Origin of the sequence: Litchfieldella rifensis (assembly GCF_042646605.1) — a bacterium.
In the GTDB taxonomy this organism is placed as follows: Bacteria; Pseudomonadota; Gammaproteobacteria; order Pseudomonadales; family Halomonadaceae; genus Litchfieldella; species Litchfieldella rifensis.
This window is the reverse complement of sequence record NZ_JBHRUG010000049.1, coordinates 1-22,322: the sequence shown is the minus strand read 5'-3', so window position 1 is coordinate 22,322 and position 22,322 is coordinate 1. Positions and strand designations below refer to the sequence as shown.

Here is a 22,322-nt window from a genome sequence, read left to right as displayed (position 1 = left end):
ATCAGCCTCCCTCGTCACCGATCCCGTGACGTTTCAGCTTGTTGGCGATGGTGGTATGCGACACGCCCAGGCGCCGGCCCAACAGGCGGCTGGAAGGATAGCGAGGATAGAGCGCCGCCAGTACACGCCTTTCCACTTCGCCCATGATATCGGCCAGGCTGGCATCCATATCGATACCGGCGAGTCCAGGTGCCTGGCCTACATCCGGCAGGCGCAGGTGCGACGGCTCGATCGAGCCACCCTCGCACAGCGACACTGCCTGGAACAATACGTTCTCGAGTTGGCGCACGTTGCCCGGCCAGTGATAGGCCGAGAGCCTCGCCAGTGCAGCAGGCGAGAGCCTGGGCAAGGGACAACCGATCTGACGCGACGCGCGGTCGATGAAATGATTGGCCAGCTCCTCGATGCCATCCAGGCAATCGCGCAGCGGCGGCACCTGGACCGAGAGCACATTCAGGCGGTGATAGAGATCCTGGCGGAAATGGCCGGCCGTACACAACGCCGGCAGGTCCTGCTGGGTGGCACAGATCACCCGCACGTCCAGGTAGGTTTCCTCGTCACTACCCACGCGGCGAAAGCCGCCGTCCTGCAGGAAACGCAGCAGCTTGACCTGTAGCCGGGGACTCATCTCACCGACCTCGTCGAGAAAGATGGTGCCCCCGGCGGTGAGTTCCAGCAGTCCCAGCTTGCCTTCGGGGCGGGCCCCTTCGAAGGCCCCGGGGGCATAGCCGAACAGTTCGGTTTCGGCCATGGATTCGGGCAGCCCGGCGCAGTTGAGCGCCATGAACGGCGCCTGCCCACGCGGGCTGGCCAGATGACAGGCCCGCGCCAGCAGCTCCTTGCCGGTGCCGGTTTCGCCTTCGATCAGCAGCGGAGCGTCAAGGGGCGCCATGCGCCGGGCCTCACGAATCAGCTCGGCGAGCCGGGGGCTCGACTGGAAGATGGCTTCGAAGCCACGCAGTTCCTGGCGTTGTACATGGTAGATACGCTCACCGATGCGATCGGCACGATGCAGGGTGACCACGGCCCCGGCCAGCGAGGCCACATCGTCGTCATTCTCGCTGTGCAATGGCGAGATATCCGCCAGGTAGGTGGCACCCTTGAGTTTCAAGCGCAGGCCGTTGACCCGGGCATTGTTGCGACGGACGAGTTCGGGCAGGTCGAGATCGGGCAGGTAGCGATCCAGCGACAGCCCCGGGACCTCATCGACACGCACGCCAAGCATCTGCCCCGCCGCGCGGTTGGCGGCAACGATATGGCCCTCCATGTCGATCGACATCACGGGCTCGGAAAGCGACGACAGCAATGCATCGAGCTCCAGGTGCCGGCGCTCGCTGGGCATCAGGCTGACACGCTTGACGCTGAACACGCCGGGGATGGTCTCCAGGGTCGGGCGGAGGGTCGCCAGTTGGGCATTGAGCAGGTGCGGCAGATGCAGGTAGATGGTGTTGCCGTGATCGCCACCGACTTCACCACGGGCGACATTCACGCCGTAGTCGGCGAAGTGAGAGACGATATCGCGCAGAATACCGATACGGTTCTGACAGTGAAACTTGAGGCGCATGGAGAATTTTTCCGTCAAAAGAGCGTGACTCAACTGTCAAGATAGCGTGACACCCTCCCACCGCTCAATGGCGAATCCTGGCATCGATCGGCCCGAAGTGCTTCGATGCCACACCATTCGTAAAGAAATCCTTACGCCTGGATTGCCCTCTGTACGTTGATCCCCCTTGTCGAGGCCAACCTCCGGCGGAGAGAAGGCCCTATGCTGAGGATATCTTCCATTCGATAACCACAACATTCAGGGAGGTCCATGATGGCCAAGCAGACCCAGTATCAGGCACGCATGCCGGATGCCAACGGTTATATCGCCTACAGCGACCAGGAGCATGCCACCTGGCAGACCCTGATGGAGCGCCAGACGGCGATCATCGAAGGACGCGTGTGTCAGGAATACATCGACGGTCTCGAGCGCCTGGCCCTGCCCCAGGATCGCATCCCCCAGCTCGGCGACGTGGATCGCGTCCTGCTGGAAAGCACCGGCTGGCGGACCGCCCAGGTGCCGGCGTTGATTCCCTTCGATACCTTCTTCGAACTGTTGGCCAGCCGGCGTTTCCCGGTGGCGACCTTCATTCGCTCGCCGGAAGAAATCGACTACCTCCAGGAGCCGGACATCTTCCATGAGCTCTTCGGCCACTGTCCGATGCTCACCAACCCGGATTTCGCCGAATTCACCGCTACCTACGGCAAGCTGGGGTTGTCGGCCAGCAAGCAGGAGCGGGTTTACCTGGCCCGACTATACTGGATGACCGTGGAGTTCGGCCTGGTGGATACGCCTCAGGGCCGACGCATCTACGGCGGTGGAATCATTTCCTCGCCCAAGGAAACTTTCCACGCCCTGTCGGACGTCCCCGAGCACTATCCCTTCGACCCGATCGATGCGCTGCGCACCCCCTATCGCATCGACATCCTGCAGCCGCTCTACTATGTGATTGAAGGCCTGCACACCCTGCACGACCTTTCAGGACAAGACATCATGGCCATGGTGCACCAGGCCATGGAGCTCGGGCTGTATCCGCCCAAGTTCCCGCCGAAGCCGAGCGCGCCGCAGGCGGCCAACGCCTGAACCATCTTCTTCCACCACAACCACGACACGATCGACAAGGAGTCGAGAGCTTATGAGCGACCTTTCCCAACAGCAATGCGAAGCCTGCAGCTGGGATGCCCCCCGCGTCACGGAAGCCGACATCGAAACGTACCAACGCGAGATTCCCGAGTGGCAGATCGTCGAGCGCGATGGCATCATGCAGTTGGAGCGGGTATTCAAGTTCCGCAACTTCAAGCAGGCCCTGGCGTTCACCAACAAGGTCGGCGAGATCGCCGAGGAAGCCGGTCATCATCCCGCGCTTCTGACCGAATGGGGCAAGGTCACCGTGACCTGGTGGTCCCACGAGTTGAAGGGCCTGCACAAGAACGATTTCATTCTGGCCGCTAGAACCGACGAGGTAGCACAGTAAAATGTTCGAGCAGATTCAGCGCGTGCCCGGGGATGCCATCCTCGGGCTGATCGAGGCCTTCAACAAGGACACCAACCCCAACAAGGTCGATTTGGGGGTGGGCGTCTACCGTGACGCGAAGGGCACCACGCCTATCATGCGGGCCGTCAAGGAGGCCGAGGCGCTGCTGCTGAAAAACGAGACCACCAAGAGCTATATCGGCTCGCATGGCGATCCGCGTTACGGCAAGGTGATCCTGCCCCTGGTATTGGGCGAGGACTCACCGGTCCTGGCCGCAGACCGCGCCAGCGCTACCCAATCGCCCGGCGGTACCGGGGCGCTGCGCCTGGCGGCGGATTTCATCCATACCCAGCTGCCCGGCAAGGGTATCTGGGTCAGCGACCCCACCTGGCCGAATCATCGGGGGATCTTCGAAGCCGCCGGTCTCAAGCTCGGCAAATACCCTTACGTGGACGCCGAGAACCGCCTGGATTTCGCTGGCATGCTCGCGGCGATCAAGCAGATCCCTGCGGGTGACGTGGTAGTGCTGCACGCCTGCTGCCATAACCCATCCGGCTTCGACCTGTCCCACGACCAGTGGCACGAAGTGCTGGCCGTGGTCCAGGAACGTGGGTTGCTGCCGCTGATCGATTTTGCCTACCAGGGCTTCGGCGATGGTCTCGACGAGGACGCCTTCGGCGTACGCCTGATGGCCGAGAACCTCGATGAGGTTCTGATCACCAGTTCCTGCTCGAAGAACTTCGGTGTCTACCGCGAGCGTACCGGGTGCATGATCATGGTGGCCAAGAACCGCGAGGAGATGGAGAACATCCGTTCGCAGATGGCCATCGTCGCCCGCGAGAACTACTCCAATCCCCCCGCTCATGGCGCCGCCATCGTGACCGAAATTCTCGAGTCCGCGGAACTGGCCGCGCTCTGGCGCGAGGAGCTGACCGAGATGCGCGACCGTATCAACGGTCTGCGTCGCGACTTCGTCGATGCCCTCAAGCCCTACGGCCTGGAGCAGAAATACGCCTGCGTGGGTGAGCAACGTGGCATGTTCTCCTACACCGGCCTGATGCCCGAGCAGGTCGACCGCCTGCGCGACGAATTCGGGATCTATATGGTGCGCTCCGGGCGGGCCAACGTGGCGGGACTCGCCACAGAGAACCTGCCCTACGTGACCAAGGCGATTGCCGCGGTGAACTGAAGGCAGAGCACTGGCAGTGAGACGACAATGCCCGGGCTTGCCCGGGCATTGTGCATTGGGAATGTCGCGGACGGCGCTATCAAACATGAAGGAAATGCATGTCATCCCACGGTTGCAACGGCATGGCACCCTCTGTCGGTCATTGTGACAGGGAGCCCTCGGCGTCCCCGCTAGCCTGTGCTTCGGCACCTGCTTCAACACCTCCGCCCGTGACACCTTCAGCGGTGTCGGTGGCGGTATCGACGGCACTCTCGGCGGTGTCGGTGGCAGTACCAACCGAGCCCTCCGCAGTATCGGTGGCATCATCGACCGCAAGCTCGGCATCGCTGTCGACATCGGCTTCCGCCTCTCCCTCGATCGATGCCTCGTGTGACGTATCACCCTCATGGTCGTGAGTGGTGGCTCCGGCTTCGCCGGCGGTGGAAATGCCGACTTCCGCATCGGCTGCTCCCCCGGCGGCTGAAACTCCACCGGCAACATCGGCCGACATCTCACTCGAGGCTTGGGCAAGCATGCCGACCTGATCACCGAATTGGTCATCTCGCTCGTGGTAGTAAGCCACCATACCACCGGAGGTCAGCCCCAAGATGGCTGTGCCGATAGCAAGTGTCCGTAGCTTCATAGGTCCTCCCTAGCTGCCCACGACAAGCGGTAGGCAATGCATTCCAAATCGACTTTTCCATCGGGCTTCCTGCCCAGTCTGCCAGTGCCCATCCTTGGGCCGGCAACGTCCTTGAGGAAACGAGGCGTCCTGTCATCCCATGTCCTGACCGGTTCGGCAGCCTGTCCTCCCCGGCCTGCGGATGCCCTTCCTTGAGCATCCCGCCATCCCTTTGTATGTGCGATCCTGCACATTGGCCTGCCTCGTTCCTTCATCCAGCATGGCGATCGCGCCACCGCCACATTCAGGCTATAGCGAGCAGCATGCCAAAAGGGAAAAAACCCATTGGAAACAATGGACAATAATCGAACAGCGTTTCCATTCCGGTCCACGTCCACGCGTGGAGAGGGGAAAACTGTCGCACGACGACAACAAGCGCGACAAATGCACAATAAGATCAGCAAAATCAATTTGTTATCAAGTCGCAAAAAACAGACAGCCCCTCCGGTGATGCCGGAAGGGCTGTCGAGAATGCGCATGAAGGGCCACTCAAGAGAAGAAAACAAGAGTCCGTTCAGCTCGTGTCAGGCGCGGAGATATTCCTCATAACCGGCTTCACGCGCCAACACGTAATTGGCTTGGAGCCAGCCGCCGATATGCCCGCAGTCAAAGGAACGACCGCGCATCCGGAAGGCGTCGACGCCCCGCTCCTCCTGAATCAACTGCTCAATCGCGTCGGTCAGTTGGATCTCGCCACCCGCTCCTGGCGGCATATCCTCCAGCAAGGCCATGGTGCGATACGGAAGGATATAGCGGCCAATCACTGACAAGCGTGACGGTGCCGCTTCCGGTTTCGGCTTTTCCACCACGCCGATCATCGGCATGGACTCACCGGCATGAGGTTCGTCGCCGCCGCAATCGACGATGCCATAGCGCTCCACCTCTTCCCGCGGCACGGCCTCGACCATGATTTGCGCACGCTCCGTCGCCTCCCAGTTGCGTACCATGGCATGCAAATCGACAACCTGCTCGATCTCACCCACCTTCGGCTTCACCAGCACGTCGGGCAGAATGACCGCAAAGGGCTCATCCTCATTGAGCAAATGCGCCGCGCAATGCACCGCATGCCCCAACCCAAGCGCCCGTGGCTGGCGAATGACGGTCAGCTTCAATTGCGGGGGAGCAATGGCGCGCAAGGCCGCCAGCAGGCTCTCCTTGCCCTTGGCTTCGAGGCTCGCCTCGAGTTCGAAATGGATATCGAAGTGATCCTCGATGGCAGACTTTCCACTGCGGGTGACCAGAACCACCTCGTTCAAACCAGCCGCCAGGGCCTCCTCGACCACATGCTGTATCACCGGTCGATCGACCACCGGCACCATCTCCTTGGGAATGGACTTGCTGATCGGCAACAGCCGAGTGCCGAAACCGGCAACCGGAATAATCACCTTACGAAGAGGCTTCATCATTCATTACTCCTTTGAAAACGCTTTCCAGCAACGCAGACAATTATTCAGCGCTTCCTCAATGGGCCGACAGAACCGGCGGCTTACCCAACGCCTCGGTCAAATTGGCAACGAAGCACTCGCGAATGCGTGACATGGCCGCTTCATCCTTGCCTTCGAAACGCAGCACCAGTACCGGAGAGGTATTCGAAGCACGGCATAACCCCCAGCCATCGTCGAAGTCCACTCTCACCCCGTCCAAGGTACTTTTCACACCATCACCAAAGAACCCATGTTGCGCGACGTGCGATACGATATCGAACTTGGTCTCGTCGCTGACCGAGACATTGACTTCGGGGGTGCTGACGTCCTGTGGGTAGCGGGCGAAGAACTCGTCGGCATCGAGCTCCTGGGAGGCCAGGATCTCGACCAATCGCGCTGCGGCATACAAGCCGTCATCGAAGCCCAGCCACCTCTCGGTGAAGAAGATATGACCGCTCATCTCCCCGGCCAACAGGGCACCGGTTTCCTTCATGCGTGCCTTGATCAGCGAGTGGCCGGTGCGGTACATCTCCGGCACGCCACCGGCCCTTTCGATCACTCGGGCCAGGTTTCCCGTACACTTCACGTCAAAGATCACGCGAGCCCCGGGGTTGCGCGATAGCAGGTCCTCGGCAAAGGCCATCATCAATCGATCCGGACAGATCAACTCTCCGCTCGGCGTCACGACGCCCACGCGATCTCCATCGCCGTCGAATGCCAGGCCGAGATCCGCACCGCTCTCCTTTACACAACGGATCAATTCGCGCAGATTCTCCGGCTTGCCCGGGTCAGGATGGTGGTTCGGGAAATGCCCATCTATCTCGGCGAACAGTGGCGCCACATCACAGCCCATACGTTCGAACAGCAATGGCCCCAGTTTGCCAGTGACGCCATTTCCGCAATCCACCACGATGCGCAACGGCCTCGCCGGCTTCACATCATCGAGAATACGGTTCAAGTAGACGTCACTGATATCGACCTCACAAGAGTTCTCCTTGCCTGTCGCCGAGGTGAAGTCGCCATCCACGATCCGTTCGTAGAGTGCCGTAATGGCGTTGCCCGAAAGAGACTCGCCCTTGAGCACGATCTTGAAGCCGTTGTAATCGGACGGGTTATGGCTCCCCGTCACCATCACCCCGGAACTGGTACCCTCGATCTGCTGCGCGGCAAAATACAGCGTGGGAGTCGGCACCATGCCGATGTCCACGACATTGCACCCGGCCGTCTTCAAGCCATAGATCAGTGCCTGGCTCATCTCTTCACTCGACAAGCGACCATCGCGGGCCACGACCACCGTCGATTCGCCACGCGCCCTTGCCTCGGCACCAATGGCGCGACCGATCAATGCCACCCAGCCGGGGCGCAGGGTATCTCCTACAATGCCGCGAATGTCGTATGCACGGAAAATCGAGGTGGGAATCTCTTGCGAGTCTTGTTCGTCATGCATCATCACGCTTTGCATTGGGAATACTCCTGGTAACGGGAAGAGAGTGTCGATCCATCGCCTCGCGGAACCGCCATATGAATATGTGCCAGGAGTTCGCGTGTCGAGGCATCCAGCTCGTCGTTCATCGGCGCCAGCTCTTCGAGAATGTCGTGCAAGCCGGTTGCAAGGCGTTTGCCCAATTCCACACCCGGTTGATCGAAGGGGTTGATCTTCCATACCACCGACTGGACGAAGACCTTGTGCTCATAGAGCGCGAGCAGCGCCCCCAAAGACCAAGGCGTCAAGGTATCCAATAGCAGGGTGGAACTCGGCTGATTGCCGCGGTAGCCAACGATGGCGTCATCGCCAAGTGAGGTATCGAGCGCGTCATCTCCCAATGCCAACAATTGGGATTGAGCCAGGCAGTTGGCCAGCGTAAGACGATGCTGAGCCTGCAGTTCCGACGCCTCCCGATCATGGTGAGCTTCGGTGTAACGCTGCACAGGGGCAATGAACTCGCAGCTCACATCATGCGTGCCCTGATGCAGCAACTGGAAAAAGGCGTGTTGAGCATTCGGGCCAACCTCACCCCAGAGAATGGGACACGTCGTACCATCGATCGGCGTTCCTTCGGCCGTGGTGGACTTGCCATTGGATTCCATCTCCAACTGCTGCAGATAGCTTGGCAACAGTGCCAAACGACCGTCATAGGGCAGCACGGCATGGCTGGGGATGTGCAGGAAGTCGCTATTCCACACGCCCAGCATGGCCAACAGCACTGGCAAATTCTTGATCATTGGCGCCTCGGCAAAATGCCGATCCATCCAATGCGCTCCCGCCAGCAGCTCATGGAAAGTCGGCATTCCCAGCGCCAAACCGACACTGATCCCTATCGGGGACCACAGTGAGAATCGTCCTCCCACACCTTCCGCGAAATGCAGTTGATTCTCGGCCGGCAGCCCCCATTGGGTCATGCGGTCTTCCCGCGAGGAGACCCCCAGGATGTGATGACGCTTGATGGAAGACTCGGATTGTCCCAATTCACGCATCAGCCACGACAACGCGGTGCGCATGTTGAACTGGGTATCGACGGTGGTGAAGGACTTGGACGACAGGATGAACAGCGTTCTTTTCGGATCCAGGCGGCGCAACAAAGGCGCCAGTTGAGCACCGTCCATCGTCGAGACGAAATGCACTGCCATCTTTCGCTCGGAATGCGGGGCAAACTCGCTCAGAGCTTGGCACGCCATACGTGGACCGAGGTCAGACCCGCCAACCCCGATATTGACCACATCGGTGATCGTCTCACCGGTCGCGCCACGCCAGCCACCTCCGCGGATACGCTCAACCAGCTCCTCCATGCGCTGCAATTCAGTATGAACCGCCTTCACTACCGACTCACAACCTGCAGGTGGTCGTTTATCGTGGGGCCAACGCAGCAAGGGGTGTAAAGCCGGACGTCTCTCCGACGCGTTGACGATCTCGCCCTCTAGCAATGCCTTGCGCTTCGCCGACAAGCCGCTATTGCTGGCCAGCCAGATGAGAAGATCCATGGTCTGCCTGGTGACACGCTGCTTGCTGAAATCAACGAGAAATGGCCCCACACGTCGGCTCAGTTGGCTGAAACGCCCCTGATCATCCTGCATCAACTGATGCAAGGAACACGACATGACCTCGTCGGCGCTATGCTCGAGCATTTGCGATAGCCGTTCGGTCGCCTGCTCCCGGGGATCTGATTTCTCGGTGGAAGCTACTGTGGATGACTCCATGTCATAATCTCCTTAATGGCATAAAAACGTTCCCCTTCCCTCACTGGTGGCTACCTAGCCCGCTTTATTCGCGATAGCCGTTGGGGTTCTTTTTCTGCCAGTGCCAAGTATCACGCAGCATCTCGCGGAGCCCTCTCTCCGCACGCCAACCCAGCTCTCGTTCCGCTTTGCTGGCATCGGCCCAGAACGCTGCCAGGTCGCCATCACGGCGAGGGGCGAACCGATACGGCACCTTTTGACCGGTGACCTGTTCGAAGGTTTCGACCATCTCCAGCACAGAATATCCCTGACCGGTTCCCAGGTTGTAGGTATGCACCCCAGGTGCCGCCAGGCTGGCCAAGGACTGCACATGACCGATGGCCAAGTCCACGACATGCAGGTAATCACGCACGCAGGTGCCATCCTCGGTGGGATAGTCATTGCCGAAAACAGACAGCTCGGGCAGACGGCCGACTGCCACCTGCGCGATGAATGGCATCAGATTGTTGGGGATGCCTTGCGGGTCCTCACCGATCAAGCCGGAAGGATGCGCGCCGATGGGATTGAAATAGCGCAACAGCGCCACCGACCAGCGATCATCGGCCCGGCACAGGTCGGTAAGCACCTGCTCGATCATGGCCTTCGAAGTGCCATAGGGGTTGGAAGTCCGTCCCCTCGGCATGCTCTCGACATAAGGCACCGGAGCATCGGGTCCATAAACGGTCGCCGAGGAGCTGAATACGAACTTGAACACTCCTGCCGCCGCCATGGCCTGGCACAGTACCAGGCTGCCGTGCACATTATTGTCGTAGTAGGCCAGTGGCCGATTCACACTCTCGCCTACGGCCTTCAACCCGGCAAAGTGGATCACCGCCTCTACCGGATAGGTGGCAAATATCTCATCCAGTAGCGTGCGATCACGCACGTCCCCTTCGATGAAGCGCGCCGACTTGCCGGTGATGGCTTCAATCCGATGCAAGGCTTCCTGTGAGCCATTGCTGAGATTGTCCACCACGACGACGTCATGGCCCGCTTCCAGCAACTCAAGTACGGTATGCGAGCCGATATAGCCCGCTCCGCCAGTAACCAGGATCGACATATCCACTGACTCCTATGTTTTAGACGCCACCCCGCCCGTAAAACGCATGGCGGCAAGAAAGCGAGGACCGGCCCCGTTTGATGACTGGCGCGACGAGTTATGGTTGGAATGGCGAGTCAACGTTCGGAATAACGACGGCCAGACGACATCACCAGCAGCCCTAGTAGCCCCCCGGCCAAGTTCAGGCCCATGTCTCCCCAATTTGGAGTGCGGTGAGGAATCCAGTGCTGTCCAATCTCGGCAACCCCGCCGATCAACAGCACGACCGCCAACACGGCACCGGCATGCCAAGCCGGCCGCCACCAGCGCAGGCTGGCAGTCATGACCGCGCACAGCGCCACATGCGCCACGGGAGGCACGGAGAACGGCAGATTCATGCGCTGCTCGATAGCAGCACGCACGGGGCTAGGCATCAGCCCACCGATCAGGAAGGCCAGCAGCGCGATGCTGAGAATCACCAGCGGCCATCGCGCCAGCGACGGATCAATACGCATTCTTGCTGATAAACCCTTTGAAGATAGTCAAAAAGATGATCTTCAAATCCAACATCAGCGACCAATTCTCGATATACCACAGGTCACATTCGATACGCTTTTCCAGATCGGTATCGCCTCGCCAACCATTGATCTGTGCCCAGCCGGTGATCCCGGCCTTCATCAAATGCTTCTGCATATAACCGGGAATCTCACGCTTGAAGCGGTCCACGAATACCGTGCGCTCAGGACGAGGACCGACGATCGACATGTCCCCTTTCAGCACATTGATGAATTGCGGCAGCTCATCCAGACTGGTCTTGCGGATAAAGGCACCAAACCTGGTAGTGGTCTTCTTTTTCGATCCACCCCACTGCACACCGTCCTTTTCAGAGTCCACTGGCATGGAACGGAACTTCAACATATCGAACGACTTGCCGTTCCAGCTTACCCGCTCCTGGCGATAGAACACCGGCCCCGGCGATGAAAGCTTTACCCCTGCAGCAAGTGCCAGCATGACCGGCGAGATCATCAGCAGAATCAGCGCCGAGATAATGCGATCCTCGGCGCTCTTCAAGAAGCGTGCCGCCCCCGAGATTGGCGTACAGCTCATATCCAGCAGATAAAGGTTAGCCACGTTGGAGATATCGTGATTGATCAATCGAAAGTCGCGCATATCCGGCATGAAGCGAACATTGGCTGCTGTCAGCCCCAGATCCGCAATCACTTCCTTGACCCGGTTGCCACGTGAGATAGGCAGGCAAATCCATACCTCATCGGTATCGATATCTTGCACCATATTGGCGTCATAGGACTTCCAGCGCAGCTCCAGATCAGCCAGTTCGCTCATGGTATCCTGCCCTATCAGATAGATCCGGTTGATATCGAAGCCCGCGGTGGGCTCCGCCTGCAGGTGCTGCGCTGCCGTTGCGCAAGAGTGGGCGTCCCCGATCAGGACCACTTGCCGACGGTTGCGTCCCTGTAGACGAAAGCGATTGATAATCGGATAGGCGATGGCCCTGGCAGATACCGAGCCAACAAAGGCTACCAAAAACAAGGCCGCCATCCATATCCGTGAGAAATTCTCACTCAGTCCGGTCAAATACAACAGACTGGTACAGATGACACCCACGATGACGTAACCGATCATCAGCTTGAACAACAAGGGGCTCAATAAGCGGCCCCGCCAAGTACGGTATACCCCCAGATTGGGTAAAACTGCTGCTACCAGCAATGCCCCGACGATGATGCCCCACAGGTACTGTTCCTCCATTTGCCATTGGGAAAAGTAACCAACGTAGGCGGTATAACCGGCCAATAATGTCAGCAGGATATCGGCCAACCGGGCAGTACAACTAATCAACCAACGGTTGTGCGAGAGGCTGCGCACCCTACCTCGCGTCACTGTCATTTCCATAGTTAACCCCCTTGCAATCCTAAGTCGAACTTGTTGTGAATTTTTTTCATGAATGACTATATGTAGTCATGCTCTTTCAGATAAGCGATCACCTGTTCTGCCATCTCATTAGGGTCAATGCCGTCATTCAGTAGATGAATCTCCGGATTGGTGGGTGCTTCATAGGGTGAATCGATCCCGGTGAAGTTCTTGATCAGACCATCACGTGCACGCTGATACAGTCCCTTGGGATCCCGCCGTTCACAGGTTGAGATCGGAGCATCGACAAACACTTCGATAAAATCACCCACAGACATTAGGCCACGCACGCTCTGCCGCTCCGAGCAAAACGGCGAGATAAAGGCCGACAACGTGATAATGCCAGCATCGACGAATAGACGTGACATCTCCCCGATACGTCGAACATTCTCGATACGATCTTCGTCAGAAAAGCCTAGGTCGCGATTCATGCCCTTACGGACATTATCGCCATCTAGTAGATAAGTGCGCTTCCCCATCATGTGAAGCTTTTCTTCCACCAGTCCGGCGATAGTTGACTTACCTGAGCCACTAAGGCCGGTGAACCATAGTAGGCAGGACTTGTGGTTATTGACTCTCTCGCGATGCTTTCGGCACACCTTGTGTGCATGCCAGACGGTATTCTGACTCATGAGAAAAATCCTTCAGCCATTTATTTTTTGAAGACGCCGAGCAAGTCTTGTTTTTCCATAACAAGAAGAACAGAGATCTTTTTGGACTCCATTATGATTAATGCATCTTCAACACGCGTGGCAGGTGATATCCTTGCTGCATCAGGTGTCATAAAATCGTGGGCTTTTTTTACAAATACAGCTTCACCATGCTTTTCAATAGCCCTACGCACATCACCATCCGTGATGATACCCCAGCCCCTATCATGCCGGACAATCGCGATTCCAAGACTCGCGACTGACATGGCTTTAATAACATCAAGGACTTCGGCATCTGCCTTAACGACAGGTAAATTTTCGGAGGTCATTTCATTTTCCACTCGGCTAAGTAACCGCCTTCCGAGTGAACCGCCTGGATGAAAGCGAGCAAAATTTTCTGGCCTGAAGTCTCTTGCCTTCATCAGGGTCACGGCCAAAGCATCGCCCATTGCCAAAGTGGCCGTCGTTGATGAGGTCGGTGCCAACTGCAACGGGCAAGCCTCCTCATCAACACCGACATCCAGATGACTATGTGAAGCTTTGGCGAGCGAAGAATCAGGATTTCCCGTCAAGCTTATCAAATAATTACCATTGTCTTTAAGAAAGGGGATTAACTTGACAACCTCTTCAGTTTCACCTGAGTTGGATATGGCAAGAAAGATATCTTCCTTGGTAACCATACCCAAGTCGCCGTGATAGGCTTCGCCAGGATGCATAAAGAAACTGGGGGTGCCGGTGCTGGCTAGTGTTGCAGCAATCTTCTTTCCCACGATACCCGACTTCCCCATACCGCATACGATAACACGGCCAGAAGATTCCAGTATTTTATCTATGGTTTTGGAAAACACGCTGTCCAGCTTTTTTGAAACAGCGATAAGAGCATTAGATTCTTTAATAAAAACCTGCTTTCCCATCTCGACATGATCAATATTCATAAGCTTCTCCTTGCTTCAATAAATTTCCCACTCGTTCTGCATCCTCTGGAGTATCGACACCATGTGGGGGAGATTCACCCCATTGCATGATATCGATTGCAACTCCTAGCCAGATGGCACGCAACTGTTCGAGTTTTTCAGCCAATTCCAGCTGACAAGCAGAATTTTCCGTTATTTTTCTCAAAATGCTTCGACGGTATGCATAAATACCAATATGCCTGAGATATATTTCACAAGGCCAATTTCCCACAGGCTCATCTCGAAAAAAAGGGATACAATGACGTGAAAAATAGATAGCCTGAAATTTCTTGTTTTGAATGACCTTTACCAAGTTAGAGTCATGAAGCAGTTCAGAAGATTCGACTGGACATGCGATCGTCGCCATTTCCAATTTTGGTCGGTTACTGCAAAAGCCAGCAAAAGTTTGCAACATATTGGAAGGGACTAGCGGCTCATCACCCTGCACATTGACGATTAAATCTTCGTCCCCCCATGCCAGTTTGGTAGCAACTTCCTCAATCCTGTCCGTGCCCGACTCATGGCCAGTAGATGTCATGACACAAGGTATTTTTTGGGCATCAAGAAAATCAGCAACACGCTCATCGTCAGCAGCTACGAGCACCTCACTTTCTGGTAGCGCCTCCGCTACCTTTCGATAAACCCTAGCCACCATTGGTACACCCGCCAACTCCACTAGTGGCTTTCCGGGAAAGCGACTCGAGGCATAACGTGCGGGAATAACCACTTTTGTCCGACGGTTTTCAAACTCATTGGGTGACATCGTGAAACATGTCCTTTTTCAACATAAAGGAGTACATATCATGAAGCGAGTACCCATGTGCAGACAGTATATCTTCCGCGACTTCCCTTGCGACACCGGCACCACCTGCGCACTTTGTAACTTGGTCAGCACACTTAAGTATCAAAGGATGGGCATCATTAGGAGCATAAGAGACACCAGCTTCATTCATGGCGTGATAATCGATAATATCGTCACCGACAAAACAGACTTCACTTGCGGAAATCCCAAGTCCTTGCGCAATTTCATGTAGCGCGATTGATTTCTCTGAGCAGCCGGTTCTGATGACATCCATTTTTAGCTGATTTACTCGGTAAAGAAGCGCAGGACTTGATTTTCCAGAAATCACACCTGCCTTTATTCCATAATGACTGAGAAGAGAAACTGCCACTCCATCTTTGGCATTGAAAGGCTTATATTCTTCCCCACTACCACCGATATAAAGAGTGCCATCCGTCAGCACCCCATCCACATCAAAAAGAACAAGTTTGATAGAACGTCGTAAATCTATGATTTTCTCCATGAGATTTATGAGATTTCGATTTCTGGAAGATTTTTTACCAAATCGTCGATGGCCTTTATCTGAGCAAGAAACGGCTCAAGCATGTCGAGAGGCAACGCGCTAGGCCCATCACACTTGGCTTGATTCGGGTCGGGGTGCGCTTCCAGGAATAGGCCAGCCAAACCAACAGCCATTCCCGCACGCGCCAATTCCAACGCTTGGCTACGACGTCCCCCAGACGCTGAGCCAAATGGATCTCTGCATTGCAGACTATGAGTGACATCGAAAATGACCGGACAATTGCCACTGACTTCTTTCATTTGTCGGAAACCCAACATATCGACAACCAAGTTATCGTAACCGAAGCAACTACCCCGCTCGCATAATATCAACTGATCATTACCTGCTTCTCTAAACTTTTCGACTATATTTTTCACTTGACCAGGGCTAATAAATTGGGGTTTTTTAATGTTTATTGGCTTTCCTGTTCTAGCCATTGCTAAAACAAGATCTGTTTGGCGAGCCAGAAATGCTGGCAGTTGCAATACATCAACCACTTCCGCCACTGGCATTGCCTGCTCGGACTCATGGACATCAGTAATCACCGGGATTGAAAACTCTCGCTTAACCTCTTCAAAAATTCTCAGTCCTTCTTCCAATCCCACCCCACGGTAAGAGTTGATCGAAGATCGATTAGCCTTATCAAAAGAAGCTTTAAAAACAAATGGGATACCCATCTTTTGCACTACCCTGGCGTACTCAGAACATGCAAAGAGTGTCTTGTCCAGATTCTCGAGGACATTAACTCCCCCAAAAAGCACAAAAGGGGCCGTATTTTCGACAGTCACAGAATTTGAAATTGACAACATCAGTTACTCTCCATAATTTCAGTCATTTTTCTCACATATCCTTCATATGAGAATCTGGACAATGCGCATTCCCTAGCCTGTTTTGCAATTTTTTCCATAGTCTCATCTGAAGCCAACAGTGCTAATATGCGTTTGGCAGCCTCGCCAGCATCTTTATACAAATATCCAGTATGTCCATCAGTGACTATATCTGTATTGCCGGGACAGTTTGTTGCAACAATTACCACGTCGGCATAACTTGCTTCTATCAAAGAGACAGGAAGCCCTTCCCAGCTTGAAGTCGAGAGATATATTTTGGCATTAGCCAAATGTTTTTTTACCTCTTCGGGACTTACCCATCCCGTAACAACCACGCCATTTCCGATGAGGTGAGATTTGAGATCTTCATCTCCATCCCCCACCCATATAAATTCTATATTTCTTCCTTTTAAGTTTTTGCAGATTTCCGCAAAAAGCTTAGGATTTTTTTGAGTACGGATTTGGCCTATCGAGACTATTGATTTTTTTTCAGGCACTTTTTTTGTGGAATTCTTTATATCCGAGAAAGAATCAGAGACAGCATTTTCGACAACAAGGCACTCACAATTCGGAATCTTGCTTTTTATTTCTTCAAGCTCGCTATTTGAGCAGGCTATATAAGTACACTTTTTTATTGATGCTATTCTCTCAAGTGCAACAAAAATCCCTTTTTTCAAGTTGCCAATATCTTTTCGCATAAATGAAATGCAATGGGGGATATAATAGCAATTTGATTTTTTTCTTGATAAAAAAACCGCCAATCTACCAATAAAGCCAGCGAAAGAAGAGTGCATTACGATAACATCTGGGCAATAGCTATCGAGGACTTTTTTTATCGAAAATATACTAAGCAGCTTTCCCTTGGGACTTGACATGTCTATCATTATTTTTTTAATATCAGAAACAAAGAATTCCTCAATATCCTCTGGTGTCTCAGGCCTCAATGAGTAAACGACCTTCACATCGTTCCCTTGCAACTGTTGCGCATTAGCAAGCAAACTTGCCATTGATAAAGTGCCAGTCGCTGTAGCCTCTATGATGTGAAGATACTTCATATTATCCTCTATAAGCTTAGCTTTAAAAATACAAATAAATTATATGACGGGCTAACTTAGAAAACACAAATCTATTTTTTCTGCTCTTCATTTGTGAAAAATGAATTGAAATTCAAGCGCGCTGCGCTTCTAAACAAGCTATAATTTCCTGGAACATATCTTGATATTAAAGCACTAAAACTCGTATCCCAGCCTATTGACATCCTGCGTATAGATATACTGCACCACATCCACGCCTTTATTATTATAATAAAACTTATAGCTATCTCTTTTGCTATCATTATGTCTTATCAAGCTTGCGCTTTGCTTTCCGAGCTTAATCTTTAAATCCCCAAAGGCGTCATCGATGTTTTCTATTTTCAGGACCTCATCTACTAATACATTGCCAGATGGATCACAAATAAATTTCGTTTGAGGAACGAAGTGCACCCAGGAGAGAATTTTTTCTCTATACTTTAGATCATCAGCCATCTTGTCTAGGAAATAATCAAAAGAATCAATTGTCGACAAATACTTGTTCGCAAAGTCTTTGTCGAAAAAACCCATGCCACCCTGCTTTAAATAGAAAAAGGAGGAAACCAATCTATCCCATGGATTTCTTACGACAGCAAACTTGTAATACGAGTAAAACTTTTCAGCATCATATTTTAGATACCTCATAGCATAATCGTGCCCCGTAGCGGGTGCACCATATAAAGACTTCATTATTGCATTGCCAGCAGTTTTTGGGATGTGAATGAATATAATTTTATTTTCATCTTCCAAAGTCGAATAAGGTGACCTTAATGCTCTGTTTATGTTATATCTCAAATGTACTGGCAATGGCCTCATTGAATTCAAGTATACACTCTTTAAAATATCTAACTCTGAAACCTGCCGCCTTAGCTTATGTACTATAGACATAACATTCCCTTTATTCCTTTAATCCACTATCTCTTTAGGCTTTAATAACAAGGGGTTCATATCTTATAAACAACAGTTAATTTTTAATGTAGTTTATTCCAAATTTACTGAAAAGCTCTTGATTTGAGTTTTTGTATATCTCAAGAATATGATTTTCTTCATCTTTCGTCATATTTGGAATAACATCTTTCACTAATGTCTTGTTAGCAATTTTTCTCCATACGGGAGTCAGAATTTTCAACAATCTTTCATTGTTTTTTATTGAACTTACGACACCATTCCCTAATGTTCCGTATATGATTTTCCTTATGTTATATTTTCCGGTAACCACACCAAGGCTATTTTTTTCTTTTGTGTTGGTATTTGGCAACTTCCAACTGCATCCCTCATTTGCCCCTAGATATTCAATGATATCTTTTAATCCACTCCCGTTAACTATCTCTTCAAAATCCACCAGTTTCACCTTTTGAGGAAAGTGCTCCTCTAATGTCTTATAAACCTTCATATAGTCATATAGAGACAACAATTTTTCATCGGCACAAAAGTCAGAAAATCTTCTCGTGGTGTTAGGCAAATACGGCTTCTTCTGAACATATAGCGAGTATATTGCTGACGGTTGCTTTCTGGTCGTTAGCAGTATATATATGTCATGGTTATGGAATATCTCTTTTATCCTAGAAATGCGCTCACTAAGGAGAACCTCCCCTCCCATGAATGATTGCCCATCTCCAAGAATAAGCTCATTACTAACTAGCTTTGCTTTCTCATTTGCTCCAAGATAATTATTCAGCTTTTCTTGAAACGGTTCTAACTTAAGCAAATACTCTTTATGTGTACATTCACAGATTAAGCTCACTAGTTCTCTATGAATTTTTGTGCATTGCACATCTAAATTTCTACTTCTCCCTAAGTATTGAACTTGATTCAACTTATAAAAAACATGCTCTTGAAGCGTCTTCGTTGCAGTCTTATGGTATCCAATATGCAAATAAATTCTCATCCTCGCCCTCTTCTTCTGAAAACACTAACTTCATAGTTCCATGCTGCTTATCTTTTCCTTACATGTTATAAGCAAGCTATAAAGATAAAAGGTTCTATTCCTAAGCCGGCTTGTCCAGGGCGAACGTAAACCAGAGACACATATTACACAATCTATCTACACGCGGAATGAAAGTTATATGCTACGTTCTCTTGACGAGCCATTTGCAACTTTCTCATTATAGTCAGCATGATAACAAGCAGAAGGAGTTCAGTTCCTGTAATAAAATCATTAAGTATACTGTAGTATGAAAAAAGCCCAAGTACAGCTCCATAATTTCCGAGTCTGAAGCCGTCTATAACCATAAAAAAGATCGGGAAACAGGCCAACGCTAATGGCAACCCATAGCGATGTATTGCTCTAAAAAATGCATTATGTGGCCTAGGTGCTTCAACAGAGTCTTTTTCAGTACCATTTCCGTATAAAAGAAAATCCCCTTTTTCGAAAATCCTTTCTAACATAAGTGTATTAGCTAATGCTCTTTTATAGTTAGATCCATCCTGTAGATTCGTCAATCTTTCAGTACTACCCGTTGCTTTCTCATATGGCTGAGACACTAAATAAACTGATGTCATCAAAACCAGAAAAGTTGTAACCACAGTCAAATGAGAAGCTTTTAATAGGCGATATTTCGTATCAACCTGGTAAAGCTTGATTCTTATCAAAGAAAAGTTGAATAGTTCAAACAAGAAAATTGCGAGAATGAAGTTTCTACTCAAACTCATCACGCCAGCTATCATCATCAAACCAGGAAGTATAGACCTAATCCAAAAATTAGAGGCATTTCGCAACACGATATAACAAAGGAATAGATAATATCCAGATATATTAGCATCCAAGAAACTAGCGGTCGTTCTTGTTCCCAATCGATAGAAAACATATTGAAGTGGGTAACATAAAATCAACAATACAATTATCGTTATCTCTCTTTTTGTGAAATTCAATTCATTATGACTTTTTAATAATGCATAGGCAGCGGATGAACCTATAACAGCGTAAAAAGCAACAGGGTTCCCATCGAGGAACTGTATTACCGCTATTGAAGAAAGAAAGAAAAATACTGACATTTCTTTATGATTGAATTTTCCATAACAAAAGCTTATACAAATATAGGCCAAGCAGACTCCTAGTAGAAGAAGCCTCTCGATATACCACGGCCCTAAATGACCAGGTATCTCTTTAAAGTCACCAATATAATTTATGGTCATGCTTTTAGGAGCCACGAAGTACAATATAAGCACAACAAAAATGATCAACTTGTGGTAATTTAACTTCATTGCAATCTCTCAAACCGATTAGCAATTTCTTTTATCTTTTTTTGGTCAAGGCCTTCTCGCGTGTTATAGTCCACGCTGATCAGATATTTTTTCAAGTATATGCACAGCTGCTGCCTAGATAACCGACTATAGAAAGTATCTCCCAGGAAGGTGACTTTTTTATTTGAAAGAATGGCTTCAAGACCGACTGTTGAATTAACGGTAACCACTTCTCTGCACTTTTTAAAGTTGTCGTAGACGCTTTCATCTGTTATATATATATTATTATATTTCTTGGCTTTTTCTTTTATATGGCTGATCACTTTGTTGCGATTCATTTCAGCAGGATGCTCTTTTATCACCAGCGCCTGGTTACTGGATCTAGCTAACTCCACCACCTCATCTATCGCTTTAAATATCGATTTTCCTCGATAGTTAACTAATACCTGCTGATCTGTAGAAACTTGTAGTGGAAAGAAAATATAGCCCTCCCCCTCATAGCTTTTTAGCTCTATATTTATATTTTCACGATCACCCTCCCCATTCCTGCCTTTTATTACTGCATCGCGAGATGAAAGAATACCAACTCGTCGATCTCCATATACACTTGTCACTCTTTGAAAAATGGTGTCTACTTTAAAGGCAGTTTTCTTTGCTAAAGAATGTAATTTACCTTTATTTCGTTGCGGTAGTTTTTTTTGTTTCTTCTTGAGATCCGAGAAAGATAAAAACACTTTCTCTATTTCTTCCTCCTTCGGGCAATAATTAAAACTATCTAGACATCGTGGGTTGGCATAAATTTCTGAATCCCTATCAGTTCCTTCCCTATCAAATACAGTGTAACCAGGGAAATTCGAGTAGTTAATGAACAAACAAGGCACGTCATTTTCTTTAGCTATCTCTTTTGCTGCTATATGATGCACATGTCTACCGCTGGGTATCATAAATGCAATGTGTTCATCTCTGAAACGCTGCAAATAATTCTTGACCTCCACTCGAGTTGCTGAATATGCTTTTCTTGCCTCGTTATCATTTAGTCTTTGAGACAAGACATTAAAACTTTCTGACAGATCCTTATTAAAACATTCTCTTGATTTCTTAGGCAGAAGATGCTTGCATTTTTCAAGCCTCATATTCATTAAAGTAATATAGTTCAAGTGAAATACATCAATTTTACCATCGAAGCTCTTCTTAAAAGTCTTGAGAAATTTCACATCTTCAATGGTGGCTACAAACCATAAGATTCTCACAGGGGCCTCTCTAATTTAATTATCTTTCACTTGACCAAATTAAATATTATAAGTACAGCACCAGACAATATTAGCTTTCCTTGAAAAGGAAAGAGCTTGGCGAGGAAATTAGAAAACCAACTTGCAATAATGAGGAATTACACAGCAGATTATTTTATAAAAATCATTTCTTCGCTTCCCAATGCGGGAAATGCTTGCGGATCAGGGCATTGAGCTCTAGCTCAAACGCCAGCCAATCGACCTGCTCGCGCTTGCCGCCGGAGGCCTGTACCGCGCCGCGAATCATCCCCGCCCCCACCGTCACATTGGTCAGCCGGTCGACCACGATGAAGCTGCCGGTCCCCGGGCTCTGGCGGTAATCGTCTACCGGGATCGCGGCGGTCAGCTCGACCTCGCAATGCGCGATGGCGTTCAGCGCCAGCGACTCCGCGGGATGCCGCGCCAGGGTGTTGACGTCGATCTGGTAGTCAATGCCACGGATCTCACCGGACAGGTCGCGGGTCGCCAGCTTGAAGTCGTAGAGCTTGCCGGGCGCCAGCGGCGTGTCGTGCATCCACACGATATCGGCCGTGAA

The 22,322-nt window shown here is 51.3% G+C and carries 22 protein-coding genes; 3 read left to right on the top strand and 19 right to left on the bottom strand.

Going from position 1 to position 22,322, the window contains the following annotated elements:
• Window position 1 precedes the first annotated feature (1 nt).
• Entirely contained in the window at window positions 2-1,564 is a 1,563-nt protein-coding gene (locus tag ACFOEV_RS21810; protein WP_386777124.1) for a sigma-54-dependent transcriptional regulator, read from the bottom strand.
• A gap of 252 nt (window positions 1,565-1,816) precedes the next feature.
• Between ACFOEV_RS21810 and phhA the strand changes: the two genes are divergently transcribed.
• From phhA to ACFOEV_RS21795, 3 genes are read left to right on the top strand one after another with little or no spacing between them, the layout of a single operon-like run.
• Window positions 1,817-2,626, top strand: coding sequence for a phenylalanine 4-monooxygenase (phhA, locus tag ACFOEV_RS21805; RefSeq protein ID WP_386777122.1), 810 nt, complete (start codon window positions 1,817-1,819; stop codon window positions 2,624-2,626).
• Window positions 2,627-2,678: 52 nt separating this feature from the next.
• Entirely contained in the window at window positions 2,679-3,017 is a 339-nt protein-coding gene (locus ACFOEV_RS21800; RefSeq protein WP_386777120.1) for a 4a-hydroxytetrahydrobiopterin dehydratase, read from the top strand.
• 1 nt (window position 3,018) lies between these two features.
• Window positions 3,019-4,206, top strand: coding sequence for an amino acid aminotransferase (locus ACFOEV_RS21795; protein WP_386777118.1), 1,188 nt, complete (start codon window positions 3,019-3,021; stop codon window positions 4,204-4,206).
• Window positions 4,207-4,345: 139 nt separating this feature from the next.
• On the opposite strand, the gene ACFOEV_RS21790 is transcribed toward ACFOEV_RS21795, so the two are convergent.
• The 18 genes from ACFOEV_RS21790 to ACFOEV_RS21705 form a co-directional block, all read right to left on the bottom strand.
• Window positions 4,346-4,828, bottom strand: a complete 483-nt coding sequence (locus tag ACFOEV_RS21790) for a hypothetical protein (protein WP_386777116.1) — start codon at window positions 4,826-4,828, stop codon at window positions 4,346-4,348.
• Between the two features lie 563 nt (window positions 4,829-5,391).
• Window positions 5,392-6,273 (bottom strand): UTP--glucose-1-phosphate uridylyltransferase, encoded by an 882-nt coding sequence (locus ACFOEV_RS21785; RefSeq protein ID WP_386777114.1) that lies wholly within the window; start codon window positions 6,271-6,273, stop codon window positions 5,392-5,394.
• 55 nt (window positions 6,274-6,328) lie between these two features.
• Window positions 6,329-7,753, bottom strand: a complete 1,425-nt coding sequence (locus tag ACFOEV_RS21780; RefSeq protein WP_386777112.1) for a phosphomannomutase/phosphoglucomutase — start codon at window positions 7,751-7,753, stop codon at window positions 6,329-6,331.
• Window positions 7,741-9,486 (bottom strand): glucose-6-phosphate isomerase, encoded by a 1,746-nt coding sequence (gene pgi / locus ACFOEV_RS21775; protein ID WP_386777110.1) that lies wholly within the window; start codon window positions 9,484-9,486, stop codon window positions 7,741-7,743. The genes ACFOEV_RS21780 and pgi overlap by 13 nt, the downstream gene beginning before the upstream one ends.
• Before the next feature lie 64 nt (window positions 9,487-9,550).
• Complete coding sequence (gene galE, locus ACFOEV_RS21770) at window positions 9,551-10,564, bottom strand: UDP-glucose 4-epimerase GalE (protein ID WP_386777108.1); 1,014 nt, start codon at window positions 10,562-10,564, stop codon at window positions 9,551-9,553.
• A 116-nt stretch (window positions 10,565-10,680) separates the two neighbouring features.
• The gene (locus ACFOEV_RS21765; protein WP_386777106.1) at window positions 10,681-11,058 is read right to left on the bottom strand and encodes a hypothetical protein; all 378 of its coding nucleotides are present in this window, start codon (window positions 11,056-11,058) and stop codon (window positions 10,681-10,683) included.
• The gene (locus tag ACFOEV_RS21760; RefSeq protein WP_386777104.1) at window positions 11,048-12,454 is read right to left on the bottom strand and encodes an undecaprenyl-phosphate glucose phosphotransferase; all 1,407 of its coding nucleotides are present in this window, start codon (window positions 12,452-12,454) and stop codon (window positions 11,048-11,050) included. The genes ACFOEV_RS21765 and ACFOEV_RS21760 overlap by 11 nt, the downstream gene beginning before the upstream one ends.
• A gap of 56 nt (window positions 12,455-12,510) precedes the next feature.
• Window positions 12,511-13,104: an adenylyl-sulfate kinase gene (cysC, locus tag ACFOEV_RS21755; RefSeq protein ID WP_386777102.1), complete on the bottom strand. Its 594-nt coding sequence runs from the start codon at window positions 13,102-13,104 to the stop codon at window positions 12,511-12,513.
• 20 nt (window positions 13,105-13,124) lie between these two features.
• The gene (locus ACFOEV_RS21750; RefSeq protein WP_386777100.1) at window positions 13,125-14,057 is read right to left on the bottom strand and encodes a KpsF/GutQ family sugar-phosphate isomerase; all 933 of its coding nucleotides are present in this window, start codon (window positions 14,055-14,057) and stop codon (window positions 13,125-13,127) included.
• Entirely contained in the window at window positions 14,047-14,838 is a 792-nt protein-coding gene (kdsB, locus tag ACFOEV_RS21745) for a 3-deoxy-manno-octulosonate cytidylyltransferase (protein WP_386777098.1), read from the bottom strand. The genes ACFOEV_RS21750 and kdsB overlap by 11 nt, the downstream gene beginning before the upstream one ends.
• Entirely contained in the window at window positions 14,825-15,379 is a 555-nt protein-coding gene (locus ACFOEV_RS21740; protein ID WP_386777096.1) for a KdsC family phosphatase, read from the bottom strand. The genes kdsB and ACFOEV_RS21740 overlap by 14 nt, the downstream gene beginning before the upstream one ends.
• A gap of 5 nt (window positions 15,380-15,384) precedes the next feature.
• Window positions 15,385-16,227 (bottom strand): 3-deoxy-8-phosphooctulonate synthase, encoded by an 843-nt coding sequence (gene kdsA / locus ACFOEV_RS21735; protein ID WP_386777094.1) that lies wholly within the window; start codon window positions 16,225-16,227, stop codon window positions 15,385-15,387.
• On the bottom strand, window positions 16,227-17,300 hold the full coding sequence (locus ACFOEV_RS21730; protein ID WP_386777092.1) for a glycosyltransferase: 1,074 nt from the start codon (window positions 17,298-17,300) through the stop codon (window positions 16,227-16,229). Before ACFOEV_RS21730 ends, kdsA begins: the two co-directional genes overlap by 1 nt.
• A 174-nt stretch (window positions 17,301-17,474) precedes the next feature.
• Window positions 17,475-18,203 carry a sulfotransferase family 2 domain-containing protein gene (locus ACFOEV_RS21725; RefSeq protein WP_386777090.1) on the bottom strand — a complete coding sequence of 243 codons (729 nt, stop codon included), beginning with the start codon at window positions 18,201-18,203 and terminating at the stop codon, window positions 17,475-17,477.
• Between the two features lie 76 nt (window positions 18,204-18,279).
• On the bottom strand, window positions 18,280-19,203 hold the full coding sequence (locus tag ACFOEV_RS21720; RefSeq protein WP_386777088.1) for a hypothetical protein: 924 nt from the start codon (window positions 19,201-19,203) through the stop codon (window positions 18,280-18,282).
• A 152-nt stretch (window positions 19,204-19,355) separates the two neighbouring features.
• Window positions 19,356-20,519 carry a hypothetical protein gene (locus ACFOEV_RS21715; RefSeq protein WP_386777086.1) on the bottom strand — a complete coding sequence of 388 codons (1,164 nt, stop codon included), beginning with the start codon at window positions 20,517-20,519 and terminating at the stop codon, window positions 19,356-19,358.
• On the bottom strand, window positions 20,516-21,748 hold the full coding sequence (locus tag ACFOEV_RS21710; RefSeq protein WP_386777084.1) for a capsular polysaccharide export protein, LipB/KpsS family: 1,233 nt from the start codon (window positions 21,746-21,748) through the stop codon (window positions 20,516-20,518). The genes ACFOEV_RS21715 and ACFOEV_RS21710 overlap by 4 nt, the downstream gene beginning before the upstream one ends.
• A gap of 163 nt (window positions 21,749-21,911) precedes the next feature.
• Window positions 21,912-22,322, bottom strand: a 411-nt coding sequence (locus tag ACFOEV_RS21705; protein ID WP_449280250.1) for an elongation factor 1-alpha C-terminal domain-related protein, incomplete at its 5' end; no start/stop codon positions are given.

Bases quoted from the DNA above. Each gene is read 5' to 3' on its own strand.
- ACFOEV_RS21810 (WP_386777124.1), bottom strand. From the start codon at position 1,564: ATGCGCCTCAAGTTTCACTGTCAGAACCGTATCGGTATTCTGCGCGAT.
- phhA (WP_386777122.1), top strand. From the start codon at position 1,817: ATGGCCAAGCAGACCCAGTATCAGGCACGCATGCCGGATGCCAACGGT.
- ACFOEV_RS21800 (WP_386777120.1), top strand. From the start codon at position 2,679: ATGAGCGACCTTTCCCAACAGCAATGCGAAGCCTGCAGCTGGGATGCC.
- ACFOEV_RS21795 (WP_386777118.1), top strand. From the start codon at position 3,019: ATGTTCGAGCAGATTCAGCGCGTGCCCGGGGATGCCATCCTCGGGCTG.
- ACFOEV_RS21790 (WP_386777116.1), bottom strand. From the start codon at position 4,828: ATGAAGCTACGGACACTTGCTATCGGCACAGCCATCTTGGGGCTGACC.
- ACFOEV_RS21785 (WP_386777114.1), bottom strand. From the start codon at position 6,273: ATGATGAAGCCTCTTCGTAAGGTGATTATTCCGGTTGCCGGTTTCGGC.
- ACFOEV_RS21780 (WP_386777112.1), bottom strand. From the start codon at position 7,753: ATGCAAAGCGTGATGATGCATGACGAACAAGACTCGCAAGAGATTCCC.
- pgi (WP_386777110.1), bottom strand. From the start codon at position 9,486: ATGGAGTCATCCACAGTAGCTTCCACCGAGAAATCAGATCCCCGGGAG.
- galE (WP_386777108.1), bottom strand. From the start codon at position 10,564: ATGTCGATCCTGGTTACTGGCGGAGCGGGCTATATCGGCTCGCATACC.
- ACFOEV_RS21765 (WP_386777106.1), bottom strand. From the start codon at position 11,058: ATGCGTATTGATCCGTCGCTGGCGCGATGGCCGCTGGTGATTCTCAGC.
- ACFOEV_RS21760 (WP_386777104.1), bottom strand. From the start codon at position 12,454: ATGGAAATGACAGTGACGCGAGGTAGGGTGCGCAGCCTCTCGCACAAC.
- cysC (WP_386777102.1), bottom strand. From the start codon at position 13,104: ATGAGTCAGAATACCGTCTGGCATGCACACAAGGTGTGCCGAAAGCAT.
- ACFOEV_RS21750 (WP_386777100.1), bottom strand. From the start codon at position 14,057: ATGAATATTGATCATGTCGAGATGGGAAAGCAGGTTTTTATTAAAGAA.
- kdsB (WP_386777098.1), bottom strand. From the start codon at position 14,838: ATGTCACCCAATGAGTTTGAAAACCGTCGGACAAAAGTGGTTATTCCC.
- ACFOEV_RS21740 (WP_386777096.1), bottom strand. From the start codon at position 15,379: ATGGAGAAAATCATAGATTTACGACGTTCTATCAAACTTGTTCTTTTT.
- kdsA (WP_386777094.1), bottom strand. From the start codon at position 16,227: ATGTTGTCAATTTCAAATTCTGTGACTGTCGAAAATACGGCCCCTTTT.
- ACFOEV_RS21730 (WP_386777092.1), bottom strand. From the start codon at position 17,300: ATGAAGTATCTTCACATCATAGAGGCTACAGCGACTGGCACTTTATCA.
- ACFOEV_RS21725 (WP_386777090.1), bottom strand. From the start codon at position 18,203: ATGTCTATAGTACATAAGCTAAGGCGGCAGGTTTCAGAGTTAGATATT.
- ACFOEV_RS21720 (WP_386777088.1), bottom strand. From the start codon at position 19,203: ATGAGAATTTATTTGCATATTGGATACCATAAGACTGCAACGAAGACG.
- ACFOEV_RS21715 (WP_386777086.1), bottom strand. From the start codon at position 20,519: ATGAAGTTAAATTACCACAAGTTGATCATTTTTGTTGTGCTTATATTG.